Here is an 18084-nt window from a genome sequence, read left to right on the forward strand (position 1 = left end):
AGGGCGACTTCAACACCTACGCCATCCTCACGCTGGATGTTGAAGTGGAACACCTGGGAGTTGACTGGCGTCTTGTTGGTGTTCAGGTACTCGACGAATGCACGCAGCCCGCCTTCGTACTTGAAGAACTCTTCCTTGCCGCTGCGTTCATCCTTCAAAAGGATGCCGACACCCGAGTTGAGGAACGAGAGCTCACGAATACGCTTGGCCAGGATGTCCCAGCTGAAGTGAATATTCTTGAAGGTTTCAGCAGAAGGCTTGAAGTGGATGTGGGTACCGGTGGTTTCGCTTTCACCCACAACTGCCATGGGTGCCTGTGGAACACCGTGAACGTAGGTCTGCTCCCAGATCTTGCCGCTACGGCGAACGGTGAGTACCAGCTTCTCGGACAAGGCATTCACAACGGAAACACCTACACCGTGCAGACCGCCGGAGACCTTGTACGAGTTGTCGTCGAACTTACCGCCGGCGTGCAGCACGGTCATGATGACCTCGGCTGCAGAAACGCCTTCTTCTTTATGCACGTCGACCGGAATGCCGCGACCGTTGTCGCGCACACTGATGGATTCGTCCGTGTGGATGATGACGGTGATGTCATCGCAGTGACCGGCGAGGGCTTCGTCGATCGAGTTGTCGACCACCTCGAAGACCATGTGGTGCAGGCCGCTACCATCATCGGTGTCGCCAATGTACATGCCGGGACGCTTGCGCACGGCATCCAAACCTTTCAGCACCTTGATGCTGGAGGAATCGTACGTTTGATTTTCGCTCATGCCTTCACTCCCGATGGTCGTGGGTCTGGGTGATACGGCCTTGTTCCACGTGGAACAAAGCAACTGGCGTTTCCGTCTGCCAGCCTTCCCTCAGTAATTCTTGATCTACACAGGTGATGAACACCTGGCAGCGTAATTCTTCTAGCAAGCGGCATAGCGCGCGGCGGTGCTGGTCGTCCAGCTCGGACGGCAAGTCATCCACCAGATAAATACAGTGACCGCGGCGAGCCTGACTAACCAGGTGCCCTTGGGCAATACGCAAAGCGCACACCACCAGTTTTTGCTGACCACGCGACAGGATGTCGGCTGCGTTGTTGGCAGCCAGACGAAGACGCAGATCAGCACGCTGCGGACCGGCCTGGGTATGGCCCATCTGCTGATCGCGCAGGAGAGAGGAGGCGAGTACTTCTTGCAGTTCGCGGTCCTTGTCCCAGCCTCGGTAGTAGCTAAGGGTCAACCCGTCCAGCTCGACCAGTTCACTCAGGGTTTGCTCGAAGACAGGCTTCAAGGCCTTGATGTAGTTGCGGCGGTATTCATCTATTTCCGCGCTGGCCAGGCACAATTCCCGGTCCCAGGCGGCTTGCGAAGCTGGGTCAAGTGTACCATGACGCAACCATGAGTTCCGCTGCCGCAGCGCCTTCTGCAGGCGTTGCCATGCTGGCAGGAAACGAGGTTCCACGTGGAACACCCCCCAATCCAGAAACTGCCGGCGGATTTTCGGGGCACCTTCCAACAGCCGGAAACTGTCTGGGTTGATGAGCTGAAGCGGGAGCAATTCTGCAAGTTGCGCCGCGCTGCGCGCATTTTGCCCATCGATGCGAATAGTGAACTCCCCTTGCCGCTCCCTGGACACGCCCAGGTTGCTGGTGCCACCCTCGGCCAGCTGTACTTCGCCAAACACGGTACAGGCCGGCTGCTCATACTGAATGACAGGGTTCAGGCGAGTGCTGCGGAATGAGCGCGCCAGCCCGAGCAAGTGTACGGCCTCAAGCACGCTGGTCTTGCCGCTGCCGTTGGCGCCGTAAAGGATGTTGATACGGGGGGAGGGTAAGAGTGTCACCGGGTGCAGGTTGCGCACCGCGGTGACCATGATACGTCGAAGGGACATTTCGCCAGCTACGGTTACAGACGCATCGGCATGACAACGTAGGAAGAATCGTCGTTGCCAGCTTCCTGCAGCAGAGCGCTGCTGTTGGAATCAGACAGGATCAGACGAACTTGCTCGGTAGTCATCACGCCCAAAACGTCCAGCAGGTAGCTGACGTTAAAGCCGATTTCCAGCGAGCTACCTTCGTAGTCAACGCTGATTTCTTCTTCGGCTTCTTCCTGCTCGGGGTTGTTCGCCTGAATTTTCAGTTGGCCAGCAGCCAGCTGCAGACGGATGCCGCGGTACTTTTCGTTGGACAGGATCGCCGTACGGCTAAAGGCTTCACGCAGCGCCTGACGATCGCCCACCACCAGCTTGTCACCGCCCTTGGGCAGCACGCGCTCGTAGTCCGGGAACTTGCCGTCCACCAGCTTGGAGGTGAAGGTGAACTCGCCGGTAGTAGCGCGGATGTGGTGCTGGCCAAGCACAATGCTGACCATGCCTTCCGGGTCGGTCAGCAGGCGTGCCAGCTCCAGGATACCTTTGCGCGGCACGATCACCTGATGGCGATCATCTTGCTCGATAGGCGCGGTCATGGAGCACAGCGCCAGGCGGTGACCGTCGGTAGAGACCGCACGCAAGGTGTTGCGGGAAACCTCCAGCAGCATGCCGTTAAGGTAGTAGCGCACATCCTGCTGAGCCATGGCGAAGCTGGTGCGCTCGATCAGACGGCGCAGCTTGCTTTGCTCCAGGTTGCAGGTCAGCGAGCCAGGGCCTTCTTCCACGGTCGGGAAATCATTGGCGGGCAGGGTCGACAGGGTGAAACGGCTGCGGCCGGCCTTGACCAGCAGTTTCTGCTCGTCGACCTTGATATCGATCAGGGCGTCGTTCGGCAGGCTTTTGCAGATGTCCATCAGCTTGCGCGCCGGCACAGTGATTTCGCCAGGCTCGGCCGGCTCTTCCAGTTGCACGCGGCCTACCAGCTCGACTTCCAGGTCGGTACCGGTCAACGACAGTTGCTGGCCCTGTACGACCAGCAATACGTTGGACAGGACCGGCAAGGTCTGACGGCGCTCGACGACACCGGCGACCAGTTGCAGGGGTTTCAACAGGGCTTCGCGTTGAATGGTGAAATGCATGGTCTAGTCCCTTGCCTTCAATTAGCTGCGCAGACGGCCATCAGGTCGTCAGCGTCCGCAGCAGGTTCTTGTAGTCCTCGCGGATGTCCGCGTCGGATTCCTTCAGTTCGTTGATTTTGCGGCACGCGTGCAGCACGGTCGTATGGTCGCGACCACCGAACATGTCGCCGATTTCCGGCAGACTGTGGTTGGTCAGCTCCTTGGACAGGGCCATTGCCACCTGGCGTGGGCGCGCGACAGATCGCGAACGCCGCTTGGACAACAGATCGGAGATCTTGATCTTGTAGTACTCGGCCACCGTCCGCTGGATGTTATCCACACTCACCAGCTTGTCCTGCAGCGCCAACAGATCCTTCAGCGACTCACGGATCAGCTCGATGGTGATGTCGCGGCCCATGAAGTGCGAGTGGGCAATCACCCGCTTCAGTGCACCTTCCAGCTCACGGACGTTGGAGCGGATGCGCTGGGCGATGAAGAAGGCTGCATCGTGTGGCAACTCGACCTTGGCCTGATCGGCCTTCTTCATCAGGATGGCAACCCGGGTTTCCAGCTCCGGCGGCTCGACCGCCACCGTCAGACCCCAACCAAAGCGCGACTTCAGGCGCTCTTCGAGGCCTTCGATCTCTTTCGGATAACGGTCAGACGTGAGGATTACCTGCTGGCCACCCTCAAGCAAGGCGTTGAAGGTGTGGAAAAACTCTTCCTGCGAGCGCTCTTTGCGGGCAAAGAACTGGATGTCGTCGATCAGCAGCGCATCCACCGACCGATAGAAGCGCTTGAATTCGTTGATGGCGTTGAGTTGCAGCGCCTTGACCATATCCGCAACGAAGCGCTCCGAATGCAGGTACACAACCTTGGCGTTCGGGTTTTTCTTCAGCAGGTGGTTACCCACAGCATGCATGAGGTGGGTTTTACCCAGACCCACACCACCATAAAGGAACAGCGGGTTGTAGCCATGCTTGGGGTTATCGGCGACCTGCCAGGCGGCCGCGCGGGCCAACTGGTTCGATTTACCTTCGACGAACGTGTCGAAGGTAAAGGTACGGTTCAGGTAGCTGGTGTGCTTGAGGGCACCTTCAACCTGGACAGTGCGCTGTTCGGTGCGGGTATTGGCGGCTGGCGCAGAAACGGGCTCGGCCATGGCATCGAAGCTGTTACGCGAAGACGGCAACGCCTGCTCATCGACCAACACGGGCTCGGCAGACGTTGCAATGACAGGCTCGACTGCGGCAACTGCAGGCGCAGCCTTCTGCGTCTGGGTTTGCGCCAGCGAGGCAGCCACCGCAGCACTGACCGGCGCATTGGGTGCGGCCCGGGGTGCAGAACTGCGACGGCTACCGATCAACAAGGACAGGGCAGGCGCAATCCCGCTGCCGTTTTCACCCAACAGCTCGAGCAAGCGACCCAGGTACTTTTCATTGACCCAATCGAGAACGAAACGGTTAGGCGCATAGACGCGCAACTCGTCGCCTTCGGCTTCGACCTGTAGCGGACGGATCCAGGTGTTGAATTGCTGGGCAGGCAGTTCATCGCGCAGAAGCTCCACGCACTGCTGCCAAAGTTCCACTGACACGGATATCCCCTGAGTTTGAAAGCCGGATGAGGCAAAAACAAACCGCCATTGTACCGGTCGAGCCGTCAGTTATCCACATGTGGACACGTTAGCAGTCATGACAAAACAGCCATTTATCGACGAAAACGGCTTATCGGCATTGTGCATAAGCTCTGTGGATAACCACCCATGAGGGCTATGCACAACCCTGAGCTGAGCTCTGTGGATAAAACCGCTGTGGATAAAGCCAGTTTTAATCCACAGGTTGCGCCCATGAACGGAACAGGCGCAGCACCGGATGGCCACACAGTTGTAAAACTCTGTACACCACGTAAACCGTGACCTGAAAGAGGTTATCCACAGAAGGTTATCCACCTAAGATTTATAAGTTATTCAGAAAAGCTTTTTATATCTCTCTTCTTTTTTTCTCATGTTGTCCCTGATTCGCGTGTCCGATCAAGCACCCTGGGCAATGACCGAAAAAAAGCACCGTCCATCACACGCCCTATAGGGAAAGGCTGGTTGGAAATTGACCTACGGGCTTGCTTTCTCTAGAATCGCCGGTCTCTTAAAAAGGGGGCCATCCCGGCCCGTCGTCGACAAACCCAGGTAACACGCCATGAAACGTACTTTCCAACCAAGCACCATCAAGCGCGCTCGCACCCACGGCTTCCGTGCCCGTATGGCTACCAAGAACGGCCGTGCTGTTCTGTCGCGTCGTCGTGCCAAAGGCCGTAAGCGTCTGGCCATTTGATTTTTCGGCACAGGTGGTGAGTCAGGACTTCAGTCGGGAAAAGCGACTGCTTACACCCCGACATTTCAAAGCGGTCTTCGACTCCCCAACCGGCAAGGTTCCAGGGAAAAACCTGCTGATCCTTGCTCGCGAGAACGGCCTCGATCATCCACGCCTCGGCCTGGTAATCGGCAAGAAGAGCGTCAAGCTCGCCGTTCAACGCAATCGCCTCAAGCGCTTGATGCGCGATTCCTTTCGCCTGAACCAGCACCTGCTTGCCGGTTTGGACATTGTGATCGTCGCGCGCAAGGGATTGGGTGAGGTAGAAAACCCGGAATTGCACCAACATTTTGGCAAGCTCTGGAAACGCCTGGCGCGCAGCCGGCCAACACCAGCAGTCACCGCCAATTCCGCAGGGGTAGACAGCCAAGATGCGTAAACTGGCACTCGTTCCGATCCAGTTTTACCGTTATGCCATTAGTCCTCTGATGGCCAGTCACTGTCGTTTCTTCCCCAGTTGCTCCTGTTACGCTTACGAAGCCATCGAAAACCATGGCCTCTGGCGTGGTGGGTGGCTGGCCGTTCGTCGCCTGGGGCGTTGTCATCCGTGGAATCACGGCGGTTTCGACCCCGTTCCACCCGCTCCTTCCTCCCGAACTTCTTCGATAGCCGAGTAATCATGGATATTAAACGCACGATCCTGATCGCCGCGCTGGCAGTCGTGTCCTACGTCATGGTCCTGAAGTGGAACGATGACTACGGCCAGGCTGCCCTGCCGACTCAGAATACTGCTGCCAGCACTGTTGCTCCGGGCTTGCCCGATGGCGTGCCGGCCGGTAACAACGGTGCCAGCGCCGATGTACCGAGCGCCAACGCCGAATCGAGCCCTGCCGAACTGGCACCGGTAGCACTCAGCAAGGACCTGATCCGAGTCAAGACCGACGTTCTGGAACTGGCTATCGATCCAGTCGGTGGTGACATCGTCCAGTTGAACCTGCCGAAATACCCACGTCGTCAAGACCACCCGAACATTCCATTCCAGTTGTTCGACAACGGTGGTGAGCGTGTCTACCTGGCACAAAGCGGCCTGACCGGCGCCAACGGCCCGGATGCCCGCGCCAGCGGCCGCCCGCTGTATGCGGCCGAACAGAAGAGCTACCAGCTGGCCGACGGCCAGGAACAACTGGTGGTCGACCTGAAGTTCAGTGACAACGGCGTAAACTACATCAAGCGCTTCAGCTTCAAGCGCGGTGAATACGACCTGAATGTCAGCTACCTGATCGACAACCAGAGCAACCAGGCCTGGAGCGGCAACATGTTTGCCCAGCTCAAGCGTGACGCCAGCGGCGACCCGTCCTCGAGCACTGCCACCGGTACCGCAACCTACCTGGGCGCAGCCCTGTGGACAGCTTCCGAGCCTTACAAAAAGGTCTCGATGAAGGACATCGACAAAGGTAGTTTGAAAGAAAATGTGTCCGGCGGCTGGGTAGCATGGCTGCAACACTACTTCGTGACCGCCTGGATTCCGGAAAAGTCGGACAACAACGTTGTCCAGACCCGCAAGGACAGCCAGGGTAACTACATCATCGGCTACACCGGCCCCGCCCTCAGCGTGCCTGCAGGTGGCAAGGTCGAGACCAGCGCCATGCTGTATGCCGGTCCGAAGATCCAGTCCAAGCTCAAAGAGTTGTCCCCAGGCCTGGAACTGACCGTCGACTACGGCTTCCTGTGGTTTATTGCCCAGCCGATCTTCTGGTTGCTGCAACATATCCACAGCCTGCTGGGTAACTGGGGCTGGTCGATCATCGTGCTGACCATGCTGATCAAAGGCCTGTTCTTCCCGCTGTCGGCTGCCAGCTACCGTTCGATGGCGCGCATGCGTGCCGTGGCACCGAAGCTTGCCGCGCTGAAAGAACGCTTCGGTGACGATCGCCAGAAGATGTCCCAGGCGATGATGGAGCTGTACAAGAAAGAGAAGATCAACCCGCTGGGCGGCTGCCTGCCGATCCTGGTGCAGATGCCGGTGTTCCTGGCCCTGTACTGGGTACTGCTGGAAAGCGTCGAGATGCGCCAGGCCCCATGGATGCTGTGGATCACCGACCTGTCGATCAAGGATCCGTTCTTCATCCTGCCGATCATCATGGGCGCCACCATGTTCATCCAGCAGCGCCTGAACCCGACGCCGCCGGATCCGATGCAAGCCAAGGTGATGAAAATGATGCCTATCATCTTCACCTTCTTCTTCCTGTGGTTCCCGGCTGGTCTGGTGCTGTACTGGGTTGTGAACAACTGCCTGTCGATTTCGCAGCAGTGGTACATCACTCGCCGTATCGAAGCAGCTACCAAAAAAGCTGCTGCCTGACGGGCTAGTGCGCTAGCCTGTGAATAAAAAACGCCCCCTAGTGGGGCGTTTTTGCTATCTGTCGTTTTTGTCGTAGAGGCTTTCGAGCATGAACACTGTGCGTGAAACCATCGCTGCCATCGCAACCGCTCAGGGCCGCGGCGGGGTGGGTATAGTCAGGTTGTCCGGCCCTCTGGCTGCCAGCGCGGGCCAGTTGATCACCGGCCGTACGCTTACCCCGCGCCATGCCCATTACGGCCCGTTCCGCGACGAGCAAGGGCTTGTGCTGGACGAGGGCATTGCGCTGTTCTTCCCCGGGCCTAACTCGTTCACCGGCGAAGATGTGCTGGAACTGCAGGGCCACGGCGGCCCGGTAGTAATGGATATGCTGCTGCAGCGCTGTGTACAAGTTGGCTGCCGGCTGGCGCGCCCAGGCGAATTCAGCGAACGCGCGTTCCTCAATGACAAGCTCGACCTCGCCCAGGCCGAAGCCATTGCCGACCTGATCGAGGCCAGCTCCAGCCAGGCGGCGCGCAATGCGCTGCGCTCGCTGCAGGGGGAATTCTCGAAACGTGTGCACAGCCTGACCGAGGCGTTGATTGCCCTGCGCATCTACGTCGAGGCTGCGATCGACTTTCCCGAGGAAGAGATCGACTTCCTTGCCGATGGCCATGTGCTGTCGATGCTCGATGCGGTGCGCGGCGAGTTGTCCACCGTCCAGCGCGAGGCCGGGCAGGGCGCCTTGTTGCGCGATGGCATGACCGTGGTTATCGCCGGCCGGCCGAATGCGGGCAAGTCCAGTCTCTTGAACCAGTTGGCCGGGCGCGAAGCGGCCATTGTGACCGATATCGCCGGCACCACCCGGGACATCCTGCGCGAACATATCCACATCGACGGCATGCCGCTGCATGTGGTCGATACTGCCGGTTTGCGCGATACCGATGACCATGTGGAAAAGATCGGCGTGGAACGCGCCTTGAAGGCCATTGGCGAGGCAGACCGCGTGCTGTTGGTGGTCGACTCGACCGCACCGGAGGCCAGCGACCCGTTTGCCCTGTGGCCCGAGTTTCTCGACCTGCGGCCAGACCCGGCCAAGGTCACGCTGATCCGCAACAAGGCTGACCTCAGTGGCGAGCAGGTAGCGCTGGAACTCTGCGATGACGGCCACGTGACGATTACCCTCAGCGCCAAAGGGGACGACGCAGGGCTGCAGCTACTGCGTGATCACCTCAAGGCCTGCATGGGCTACGAACAGACTGCAGAGAGTGGATTCAGCGCCCGCAGGCGCCATCTGGACGCCTTGCGCCAGGCCAGTGGGCACCTGGAGCATGGCCGTGCACAACTGACCCTGGCGGGCGCTGGCGAGCTGCTGGCCGAGGACCTGCGCCAGGCACAACATGCCTTGGGTGAAATTACCGGGGCATTCAGCTCCGACGACCTGCTGGGGCGGATTTTCTCCAGTTTTTGTATCGGTAAGTAATCCACAACCCCGCAAAACCATCAGCCGCTCCCGGAGGAGCGGCTTTTTTTTTGCCTGAAATTTATCCACTTTCCGTCCTGGCCGATCGGCGCCGGGTCAATCGAGCTGTCTTCGAGCGTGATTATCACCTTGGACAGGACGCTATACGGGCACCTTTTTTTTTCACAAGCCGGAATTTTAGCGCGGGAGCCCTGTGGAAAACCTTACCTCAGCCCCGTTGATAAGCGGGCTTTTTTTCTGAGGGTAAAACGGCCTGTGCATAAATAGCCATTTAATCCACAGGCTAAATCCGCTTATCCAGAGCCCTCAGGGTACTCCAATCACAGGGTTTAATTTCTCTCTACATGGCGAGAATAAAGGGATACAGGACTTTATCCACAGATATGCATGTGTATAAGAATAAACATAAAAACAAAGCTTTTATAAATCTGTTCTGTTGATTTCTGTTGTGCGCCACTCATCCACAGCCTGGTCAAAATTTGCTCAGACGGTTTCTTTAAAGGGGCTGAAGTCCCTATACTTGTCGGCTTACCTTCTCTATTCGCAAAAACAGGCACGAGGTGCGTGGTGGATTTCCCTTCCCGTTTTGAAGTGATCGTCATCGGCGGCGGCCATGCCGGTACCGAGGCTGCGCTTGCGTCTGCACGCATGGGTGTTAAAACCCTGCTGCTGACCCATAACGTGGAAACCCTCGGTCACATGAGCTGCAACCCCGCCATCGGCGGTATTGGCAAAAGCCATCTGGTCAAAGAGATCGATGCCCTCGGTGGTGCCATGGCGTTGGCCACCGACAAGAGCGGCATCCAGTTCCGCGTTCTGAACAACCGCAAGGGCCCGGCGGTACGCGCCACCCGAGCACAGGCCGACCGCGCCATCTACAAGGCAGTGGTGCGCGAGATCCTGGAAAACCAGCCGAACCTGTGGATATTCCAGCAGTCCTGCGACGACCTGATCGTCGAGCAGGACCAGGTCAAGGGCGTGGTCACCCAGATGGGCCTGCGTTTCTTCGCCGACTCGGTGGTCCTCACCACCGGTACTTTCCTCGGCGGCCTTATCCACATTGGTCTGCAAAACCACTCAGGCGGCCGCGCCGGCGATCCACCTTCGATCGCCCTTGCCCACCGCATGCGTGAACTGCCGCTGCGCGTCGGCCGCCTGAAAACCGGTACCCCGCCACGCATCGATGGCCGTTCGGTGGACTTCTCGGTAATGACCGAGCAGCCCGGCGATACGCCGATCCCGGTGATGTCGTTCATGGGCAATGCCGAAATGCACCCGCGGCAGGTGAGTTGCTGGATTACCCACACCAACGCCCGCACCCACGAGATCATCGCCTCGAACCTCGACCGTTCGCCGATGTACTCCGGTGTGATCGAAGGGGTCGGGCCACGCTATTGCCCGTCGATCGAAGACAAGATCCACCGCTTCGCCGACAAGGAAAGCCACCAGGTGTTCATCGAGCCGGAAGGCCTGACCACCCATGAGCTGTACCCGAACGGTATCTCCACTTCGCTGCCGTTCGACGTGCAGCTGGAGCTGGTGCGTTCGATCCGCGGCATGGAAAACGCCCACATCGTGCGCCCGGGCTATGCGATCGAGTACGACTATTTCGACCCGCGTGACCTCAAGTACAGCCTCGAGACCAAGGTCATCGGCGGCCTGTTCTTCGCCGGCCAGATCAACGGCACTACCGGTTACGAAGAGGCCGGGGCCCAAGGCCTGCTGGCCGGGACCAACGCTGCGTTGCGTGCCCAGGGCCGCGAAAGCTGGTGCCCACGCCGCGACGAGGCGTACATCGGGGTGCTGGTCGACGACCTGATCACACTGGGTACCCAGGAGCCGTACCGCATGTTCACCTCGCGAGCCGAGTACCGGCTGATCCTGCGCGAAGACAACGCCGACCTGCGCCTGACCGAAAAGGGCCGTGAACTGGGCCTGATCGACGACCAGCGCTGGGCTGCCTTCTGCGCCAAGCGCGACGGCATCGAGCGTGAGGAACAGCGCTTGAAAACTACCTGGGTGCGGCCCAACACCGAGCAAGGCCAGGCCATTGTGGATAAGTTCGGCACGCCGCTGAGCCACGAGTACAGCCTGCTCAACCTGCTGGCCCGTCCGGAAATCGACTACGCCGGGTTGATGCAAGCGACCGGCGGGGAACCGATTGATCCACAGGTTGCCGAACAGGTCGAGATCAAGACCAAGTACGCCGGCTACATCGACCGTCAGCAGGACGAGATCGCCCGTCTACGCGCCAGTGAAGACACCCGCTTGCCTGTGGATATCGACTACACGACGATTTCCGGCCTGTCCAAGGAAATCCAGGGCAAGCTCGGCCAGACCCGCCCAGAGACGCTGGGCCAGGCATCGCGTATCCCGGGCGTCACGCCGGCGGCGATTTCCCTGTTGCTGATTCACTTGAAAAAACGCGGCGCTGGCCGCGAATTGGAGCAAAGCGCTTGAGTTCCCTGGTCACCCCGCAACACGCCGAAGAGTTGTCCACAGGTGCGAACCAACTCGGTATCGACCTGAGCGAAGCGAATCACCAGCAGCTGCTTGGCTACCTGGCCCTGTTGATCAAATGGAACCAGGCCTACAACCTGACCGCCGTGCGCGACCCGGACGAGATGGTCTCGCGCCATCTGCTCGACAGCCTCAGTGTCATGCCGTTTATCCACAGCGAGCGCGACAACTGGCTGGATGTCGGAAGCGGCGGTGGCATGCCCGGTATTCCGTTGGCTATCCTGCACCCGCACAAGCGCGTGACAGTGCTGGACTCCAACGGCAAGAAAACCCGCTTCCTGACCCAGGTGAAAATGGAGCTCAAGCTGGACAACCTGACGGTTATCCACAGCCGGGTCGAAGCGTTCAAACCGACGCAACCGTTCGACGGAATCATTTCCCGTGCCTTCAGCAGCATGGAGAACTTCACCAACTGGACACGCCATCTGGGCGACACCGGGACGCAATGGCTTGCAATGAAGGGGCTGCATCCTGCCGATGAACTGGTAGCATTGCCCGCAGACTTCACAGTGGAAAGCGAACAGGCCCTGACCGTTCCGGGTTGCCAGGGCCAGCGCCATCTGCTGATACTGCGCCGCAAGGCATGACTGGGAACACGCGCATCAATGGCTAAGGTATTCGCAATCGCGAACCAGAAAGGTGGTGTGGGCAAGACCACCACCTGTATCAATCTCGCTGCTTCGCTGGCCGCGACCAAACGTCGTGTGCTGCTGATCGACCTCGATCCGCAAGGCAACGCCACCATGGGCAGCGGTGTGGACAAGCACGAGCTCGAGCACTCGGTCTACGACCTGCTGATCGGGGAATGCGACCTGGCTCAGGCCATGCATTACTCCGAACACGGTGGTTTCCAGTTGCTGCCGGCCAACCGTGACCTGACCGCCGCCGAAGTGGTGTTGCTGGAAATGCAGGTCAAGGAAAGCCGTCTGCGCAATGCGCTGGCGCCAATCCGCGAGAACTACGACTACATCCTCATCGACTGCCCGCCGTCGCTGTCGATGCTCACCCTCAACGCCCTGGTCGCTTCCGATGGCGTGATCATCCCGATGCAGTGCGAGTACTACGCGCTGGAAGGGCTCAGCGACCTTGTGGATAACATCAAGCGCATCGCCGCCCGGTTGAACCCGGAGCTGAAGATCGAGGGCTTGTTGCGGACGATGTACGATCCGCGCCTGAGCCTGAACAACGATGTCTCGGCGCAGCTCAAGGAGCACTTCGGTCCGCAGCTGTACGACACGGTGATCCCGCGCAACATCCGCCTGGCCGAGGCCCCCAGCTTCGGCATGCCGGCCCTGGCCTACGACAAGCAGTCGCGTGGCGCGCTGGCGTATCTGGCCTTGGCTGGGGAACTGGTCCGCCGTCAACGTCGTCAATCCCGCACTGCACAAACAACTTAAGGAATCCGTATGGCCGTCAAGAAACGGGGTCTCGGACGTGGGTTGGATGCACTGCTCAGTGGTCCTTCCGTCAGCGCGCTCGAAGAGCAGGCTGTGAAGATCGACCAGAAAGAACTGCAACACCTGCCGGTCGAGCTGATCCAGCGTGGCAAGTACCAGCCACGACGGGACATGGACCCGCAGGCGCTGGAAGAGCTGGCGCACTCGATTCGCAGCCACGGCGTGATGCAGCCGATCGTGGTGCGCCCCATCGGCGACAACCGCTACGAGATCATCGCCGGTGAGCGCCGCTGGCGCGCTACCCAGCAGGCCGGCCTGGACACGATCCCGGCCATGGTCCGCGAAGTGCCCGACGAGGCTGCCATCGCCATGGCGCTGATCGAGAATATCCAGCGCGAAGACCTCAACCCGCTGGAAGAGGCCATGGCGCTGCAGCGCCTGCAGCAGGAGTTCGAGCTCACCCAGCAGCAGGTAGCCGACGCCGTGGGCAAGTCACGGGTAACTGTGGCCAACTTGCTGCGCCTGATCACCCTGCCGGAAGCGATCAAGACCATGCTCGCCCACGGTGATCTGGAGATGGGCCACGCACGTGCATTGCTCGGCCTGGACGAAAGCCGTCAGGAGGAGGGGGCGCGTCATGTTGTCGCACGTGGCCTCACCGTGCGCCAGACCGAGGCACTGGTGCGCCAGTGGCTCAGCGACAAACCTGATCCGGTCGAACCAAGCAAACCTGATCCGGATATCGCACGCCTTGAACAGCGGCTCGCAGAGCGCCTGGGCTCGGCCGTGCAGATCCGTCATGGCAACAAGGGTAAAGGCCAGTTGGTTATCCGTTACAACTCGCTTGACGAGTTGCAAGGCGTGCTTGCTCACATCCGCTGAAACAATTCCTGTTGTAGCGCGCAGTCGGAAATCACTACCGAAGAGTTGAATAGGGGTTAATCCACCCCTATACTCTGCGCGCATTTTGTCGGCACAAATTATGCCAAGTCATAACTGACTTGTTGGTCGACTTCCGAGGAGCAGGTTGATGGAAATCCGCACGCCAAACCGCCTGCCTTTCCATCGCTGGGCGGTTTTTCCGGTACTGCTGGCTCAATTTGTCGTACTGCTGCTGGCAACATTGGTGTTGTGGCAGTGGAAAGGGGTGGTCAGTGGATATTCAGGCCTTTGCGGAGGTTTGATTGCCTGGCTGCCCAATGTGTATTTCGCCTGGAAGGCTTTTCGCTTCAGCGGGGCACGGGCGGCACAAGCTATCGTCAAGTCGTTTTACGCTGGCGAGGCAGGCAAGATGATTTTGACGGCAGTGCTTTTTGCACTGACCTTCGCAGGAGTGAAGCCACTGGCGCCGCTAGCAGTATTCGGCGTCTTCGTGTTGACCCTTTGGGTCAGCTGGTTCGCGCCCCTGCTGATGAATAAAAGACTTTCGAGACCTTAGGGCGTTTGAGGCAACCATGGCAGAAGAAACCGCTTCGGGTTATATCCAGCACCACTTGCAGAACCTGACCTATGGTCAATTACCAGACGGCAGCTGGGGCTTTGCCCATTCGGCTGCAGAAGCCAAGGCAATGGGCTTCTGGGCGTTCCACGTGGACACCCTGGGTTGGTCCGTCGCGCTGGGTCTGATCTTCCTGTTCATCTTCCGCATGGCGGCCAAGAAGGCGACTTCCGGCCAACCCGGCGGCCTGCAGAACTTCGTTGAAGTGATGGTCGACTTCGTCCATGGCAGCGTGAAGGACTCCTTCCACGGCCGCAGCCCGGTGATTGCACCCCTGGCACTGACGATTTTCGTCTGGGTATTCCTGATGAACGCCGTCGACCTGATACCGGTCGACTGGATTCCTCAGCTGGCCATCCTGATTTCCGGTGACCCGCACATTCCGTTCCGCGCCGTGTCGACCACCGACCCGAACGCGACCCTGGCAATGGCCTTCTGCGTGTTCGCCCTGATCATTTTCTACAGCATCAAGGTCAAGGGCCTGGGCGGTTTCCTCGGTGAGCTGACCCTGCACCCGTTCGGCAGCAAGAACATCTTCCTGCAGATCCTGCTGATTCCGGTCAACTTCCTGCTGGAATTCGTCACCCTGATCGCCAAGCCGATCTCGCTGGCACTGCGTCTGTTCGGCAACATGTACGCCGGCGAGCTGGTGTTCATCCTGATCGCGGTGATGTTCGGCTCCGGCCTGCTCTGGCTCAGCGGCCTGGGCGTGGTGCTGCAGTGGGCGTGGGCTGTGTTCCACATCCTGATCATCACCCTGCAAGCTTTCATCTTCATGATGCTTACCATCGTCTACCTGTCGATGGCTCACGAAGATAACCATTAAGACCGCCTGGCGTGTCTGATAGCCTTCCCCGCCGGTTTGGGGGGAGGGCTTAAAAAGTCCGCAAGGGCATGCTGTACCTAACGATTTGTTTTACCGCTTCAAACTAAAAACCTAACCAATACGACGTAAAAGTCGGGAGGAAAGATGGAAACTGTAGTTGGTCTGACCGCTATCGCTGTTGCTCTGCTGATCGGCCTGGGTGCTCTGGGTACCGCCATTGGTTTCGGCCTGCTGGGCGGCAAATTCCTGGAAGGCGCTGCTCGCCAGCCAGAAATGGTTCCAATGCTGCAGGTCAAAATGTTCATCGTTGCCGGTCTGCTCGACGCCGTAACCATGATCGGTGTTGGTATCGCTCTGTTCTTCACCTTCGCGAATCCGTTCGTTGGTCAGATCGCCGGCTAATCACTCGTAACCACGAGTTGATGGCTGTGATGAATTAAGACCGAGCGAGGTGTTGGCGTGAACATTAATGCAACCCTGATTGGCCAATCCGTTGCCTTCCTGATTTTTGTACTCTTCTGCATGAAGTATGTATGGCCTCCGGTCATCACTGCTCTGCAAGAGCGCCAAAAGAAGATTGCCGACGGTTTGGACGCTGCCAACCGCGCAGCTCGCGACCTGGAGCTGGCCCAAGAGAAAGCGGGCCAGCAACTGCGTGAAGCTAAAGCACAGGCAGCCGAAATCATTGAGCAAAGCAAGAAACGCGCTGCTCAGCTTGTCGAGGAAGCCCGTGAACAGGCCCGCGTCGAAGCTGACCGTGTGAAAGCTCAGGCTCTGGCCGAGATCGAACAGGAACTGAACGGTGCCAAAGACGCCCTGCGTGCCCAAGTGGGTGCTCTGGCTGTTGGCGGTGCTGAAAAGATCCTTGGCGCCACAATCGATCAAAACGCGCATGCGGAGCTGGTTAACAAACTGGCCGCTGAAATTTAAGCGAGGGCGATCATGGCAGAACTGACCACGTTGGCCCGACCTTACGCTAAGGCTGCCTTTGAGCATGCCCAGGCCCATCAGCAACTGGCCAATTGGTCAGCCATGCTCGGCCTGGCTGCTGCGGTGTCGCAAGACGACACCATGCAGCGCCTGCTCAAGGCCCCGCGACTGACGAGCGCAGAAAAGGCCGCCACGTTCATTGACGTGTGCGGTGACAAGTTCAATGCACAGGCACAGAATTTCATTCATGTTGCCGCGGAAAACGACCGTCTCCTGCTTCTGCCGGAGATTGCCGCTCTGTTCGACCTGTACAAGGCCGAGCAAGAGAAGTCCGTGGACGTGGAAGTCACCAGTGCCTTCGCGTTGAACCAAGAACAGCAAGACAAACTCGCCAAGGTTCTCAGTGCACGGCTAGGCCAGGAAGTGCGCCTGCACGCGTCGGAGGATGCCAGCCTGATTGGCGGCGTCGTCATCCGCGCTGGTGACCTGGTAATCGATGGCTCTGTTCGCGGCAAAATCGCGAAACTGGCCGAAGCATTGAAATCTTGAGTTTGAAGGGGCAGCAGAGCAATGCAGCAACTCAATCCTTCCGAAATTAGTGAAATCATCAAGGGCCGCATCGACAACCTCGATGTGAGCTCCCAAGCCCGTAACGAAGGTACCGTTGTTTCGGTATCCGACGGTATCGTGCGGATCCACGGTCTGGCCGACGTCATGTACGGCGAAATGATCGAGTTCCCTGGCGGCGTCTACGGCATGGCCCTGAACCTGGAGCAAGACTCCGTAGGTGCAGTGATCCTGGGTGCCTATGACACCCTCGCCGAAGGCATGAGCGCCAAGTGCACCGGCCGCATCCTGGAAGTTCCGGTTGGTAAGGAACTGCTGGGCCGCGTTGTCGACGCACTGGGTAACCCGATCGACGGCAAAGGTCCTCTGGGCAACACCCAGACCGACGCGGTCGAGAAAGTGGCTCCAGGCGTGATCTGGCGTAAGTCGGTAGACCAGCCTGTACAGACTGGCTACAAATCCGTCGACGCCATGATCCCTGTCGGCCGTGGCCAGCGCGAGCTGATCATTGGCGACCGTCAGATCGGCAAGACCGCCATGGCCATCGACGCCATCATCAACCAGAAAGATTCCGGTATTTTCTGCGTTTATGTTGCTGTCGGCCAGAAGCGTTCCACCGTTGCCAACATCGTTCGCAAGCTGGAAGAAAACGGCGCCCTGGCCAACACCATCGTGGTTGTTGCCAGTGCCTCGGAATCCGCTGCACTGCAATTCCTGGCGCCATACGCCGGTTGCACCATGGGCGAGTTCTTCCGTGACCGCGGTGAAGACGCGCTGATCGTTTACGATGACCTGTCCAAGCAGGCCGTTGCGTACCGTCAGATCTCCCTGCTGCTGCGCCGTCCACCAGGACGTGAAGCGTACCCAGGCGACGTGTTCTATCTCCACTCCCGTCTGCTGGAGCGTGCATCGCGCGTTTCGGAAGAGTACGTCGAGAAGTTCACCAACGGTGCTGTCACTGGCAAAACCGGTTCCCTGACCGCTCTGCCGATCATCGAAACCCAGGCTGGCGACGTTTCCGCATTCGTTCCGACCAACGTGATTTCCATCACCGACGGTCAGATCTTCCTGGAATCGGCCATGTTCAACTCGGGCATCCGCCCTGCAGTGAACGCCGGTGTTTCGGTATCCCGCGTAGGTGGTGCCGCTCAGACCAAGATCATCAAGAAGCTGTCCGGTGGTATTCGTACCGCTCTGGCTCAGTACCGTGAGCTGGCTGCATTCGCCCAGTTCGCTTCCGA

The 18084-nt window shown here is 58.9% G+C and carries 19 protein-coding genes; 15 read left to right on the forward strand and 4 right to left on the reverse strand.

Features of this window, described 5'->3' with window-relative positions; genetic code table 11:
- The 4 genes from HP546_RS12235 to dnaA form a co-directional block, all read right to left on the reverse strand.
- On the reverse strand, positions 1-773 hold a 773-nt coding region (locus HP546_RS12235; RefSeq protein WP_256678463.1), incomplete at its 3' end, for an ATP-binding protein.
- A 4-nt stretch (positions 774-777) separates the two neighbouring features.
- Positions 778-1881, reverse strand: coding sequence for a DNA replication/repair protein RecF (recF, locus tag HP546_RS12240; RefSeq protein WP_172225088.1), 1104 nt, complete (start codon positions 1879-1881; stop codon positions 778-780).
- 14 nt (positions 1882-1895) lie between these two features.
- Entirely contained in the window at positions 1896-2999 is a 1104-nt protein-coding gene (dnaN, locus tag HP546_RS12245; RefSeq protein ID WP_016712777.1) for a DNA polymerase III subunit beta, read from the reverse strand.
- A 40-nt stretch (positions 3000-3039) separates the two neighbouring features.
- A complete protein-coding gene (gene dnaA, locus HP546_RS12250; RefSeq protein WP_172225091.1) occupies positions 3040-4572 on the reverse strand; it encodes a chromosomal replication initiator protein DnaA in 1533 nt (510 codons plus the stop codon).
- A gap of 598 nt (positions 4573-5170) precedes the next feature.
- Between dnaA and rpmH the strand changes: the two genes are divergently transcribed.
- The 15 genes from rpmH to atpA all read left to right on the forward strand — a co-directional run.
- Positions 5171-5305 (forward strand): 50S ribosomal protein L34, encoded by a 135-nt coding sequence (rpmH, locus tag HP546_RS12255; protein ID WP_003253163.1) that lies wholly within the window; start codon positions 5171-5173, stop codon positions 5303-5305.
- Positions 5306-5318: 13 nt separating this feature from the next.
- Positions 5319-5723, forward strand: a complete 405-nt coding sequence (rnpA, locus tag HP546_RS12260) for a ribonuclease P protein component (RefSeq protein WP_172225124.1) — start codon at positions 5319-5321, stop codon at positions 5721-5723.
- Complete coding sequence (yidD, locus tag HP546_RS12265; protein ID WP_172225094.1) at positions 5716-5961, forward strand: membrane protein insertion efficiency factor YidD; 246 nt, start codon at positions 5716-5718, stop codon at positions 5959-5961. Before rnpA ends, yidD begins: the two co-directional genes overlap by 8 nt.
- A 2-nt stretch (positions 5962-5963) precedes the next feature.
- Complete coding sequence (gene yidC, locus HP546_RS12270) at positions 5964-7646, forward strand: membrane protein insertase YidC (protein WP_172225097.1); 1683 nt, start codon at positions 5964-5966, stop codon at positions 7644-7646.
- An 88-nt stretch (positions 7647-7734) separates the two neighbouring features.
- On the forward strand, positions 7735-9105 hold the full coding sequence (gene mnmE / locus HP546_RS12275; RefSeq protein WP_172225100.1) for a tRNA uridine-5-carboxymethylaminomethyl(34) synthesis GTPase MnmE: 1371 nt from the start codon (positions 7735-7737) through the stop codon (positions 9103-9105).
- A 567-nt stretch (positions 9106-9672) separates the two neighbouring features.
- Entirely contained in the window at positions 9673-11565 is a 1893-nt protein-coding gene (gene mnmG, locus HP546_RS12280; RefSeq protein ID WP_172225103.1) for a tRNA uridine-5-carboxymethylaminomethyl(34) synthesis enzyme MnmG, read from the forward strand.
- A complete protein-coding gene (rsmG, locus tag HP546_RS12285; protein WP_172225106.1) occupies positions 11562-12212 on the forward strand; it encodes a 16S rRNA (guanine(527)-N(7))-methyltransferase RsmG in 651 nt (216 codons plus the stop codon). Before mnmG ends, rsmG begins: the two co-directional genes overlap by 4 nt.
- An 18-nt stretch (positions 12213-12230) precedes the next feature.
- The gene (locus tag HP546_RS12290) at positions 12231-13022 is read left to right on the forward strand and encodes a ParA family protein (protein ID WP_012274913.1); all 792 of its coding nucleotides are present in this window, start codon (positions 12231-12233) and stop codon (positions 13020-13022) included.
- Positions 13023-13031: 9 nt separating this feature from the next.
- Positions 13032-13904, forward strand: coding sequence for a ParB/RepB/Spo0J family partition protein (locus tag HP546_RS12295; RefSeq protein WP_172225109.1), 873 nt, complete (start codon positions 13032-13034; stop codon positions 13902-13904).
- 148 nt (positions 13905-14052) lie between these two features.
- The gene (locus HP546_RS12300) at positions 14053-14460 is read left to right on the forward strand and encodes a F0F1 ATP synthase subunit I (RefSeq protein WP_172225112.1); all 408 of its coding nucleotides are present in this window, start codon (positions 14053-14055) and stop codon (positions 14458-14460) included.
- 16 nt (positions 14461-14476) lie between these two features.
- Positions 14477-15346, forward strand: coding sequence for a F0F1 ATP synthase subunit A (gene atpB / locus HP546_RS12305; protein WP_172225115.1), 870 nt, complete (start codon positions 14477-14479; stop codon positions 15344-15346).
- Between the two features lie 144 nt (positions 15347-15490).
- Positions 15491-15748, forward strand: a complete 258-nt coding sequence (atpE, locus tag HP546_RS12310) for a F0F1 ATP synthase subunit C (protein ID WP_003097235.1) — start codon at positions 15491-15493, stop codon at positions 15746-15748.
- 57 nt (positions 15749-15805) lie between these two features.
- The gene (locus HP546_RS12315) at positions 15806-16276 is read left to right on the forward strand and encodes a F0F1 ATP synthase subunit B (protein ID WP_172225118.1); all 471 of its coding nucleotides are present in this window, start codon (positions 15806-15808) and stop codon (positions 16274-16276) included.
- Between the two features lie 12 nt (positions 16277-16288).
- On the forward strand, positions 16289-16825 hold the full coding sequence (locus tag HP546_RS12320; RefSeq protein WP_003253191.1) for a F0F1 ATP synthase subunit delta: 537 nt from the start codon (positions 16289-16291) through the stop codon (positions 16823-16825).
- A gap of 21 nt (positions 16826-16846) precedes the next feature.
- Positions 16847-18084 (forward strand): F0F1 ATP synthase subunit alpha (atpA, locus tag HP546_RS12325; RefSeq protein ID WP_172225121.1); only part of this gene is annotated, 1238 nt, incomplete at its 3' end.

This window comes from Pseudomonas sp. CM25 (assembly GCF_013179705.1).
Classification (GTDB): Bacteria; Pseudomonadota; Gammaproteobacteria; order Pseudomonadales; family Pseudomonadaceae; genus Aquipseudomonas.

Coding starts and splice junctions, on each gene's coding strand:
- recF (WP_172225088.1), bottom strand. CDS start 1,881: ATGTCCCTTCGACGTATCATGGTCACCGCGGTGCGCAACCTGCACCCG.
- dnaN (WP_016712777.1), bottom strand. CDS start 2,999: ATGCATTTCACCATTCAACGCGAAGCCCTGTTGAAACCCCTGCAACTG.
- rpmH (WP_003253163.1), top strand. CDS start 5,171: ATGAAACGTACTTTCCAACCAAGCACCATCAAGCGCGCTCGCACCCAC.
- yidD (WP_172225094.1), top strand. CDS start 5,716: ATGCGTAAACTGGCACTCGTTCCGATCCAGTTTTACCGTTATGCCATT.
- yidC (WP_172225097.1), top strand. CDS start 5,964: ATGGATATTAAACGCACGATCCTGATCGCCGCGCTGGCAGTCGTGTCC.
- mnmE (WP_172225100.1), top strand. CDS start 7,735: ATGAACACTGTGCGTGAAACCATCGCTGCCATCGCAACCGCTCAGGGC.
- HP546_RS12290 (WP_012274913.1), top strand. CDS start 12,231: ATGGCTAAGGTATTCGCAATCGCGAACCAGAAAGGTGGTGTGGGCAAG.
- HP546_RS12295 (WP_172225109.1), top strand. CDS start 13,032: ATGGCCGTCAAGAAACGGGGTCTCGGACGTGGGTTGGATGCACTGCTC.
- HP546_RS12300 (WP_172225112.1), top strand. CDS start 14,053: ATGGAAATCCGCACGCCAAACCGCCTGCCTTTCCATCGCTGGGCGGTT.
- atpB (WP_172225115.1), top strand. CDS start 14,477: ATGGCAGAAGAAACCGCTTCGGGTTATATCCAGCACCACTTGCAGAAC.
- atpE (WP_003097235.1), top strand. CDS start 15,491: ATGGAAACTGTAGTTGGTCTGACCGCTATCGCTGTTGCTCTGCTGATC.
- HP546_RS12320 (WP_003253191.1), top strand. CDS start 16,289: ATGGCAGAACTGACCACGTTGGCCCGACCTTACGCTAAGGCTGCCTTT.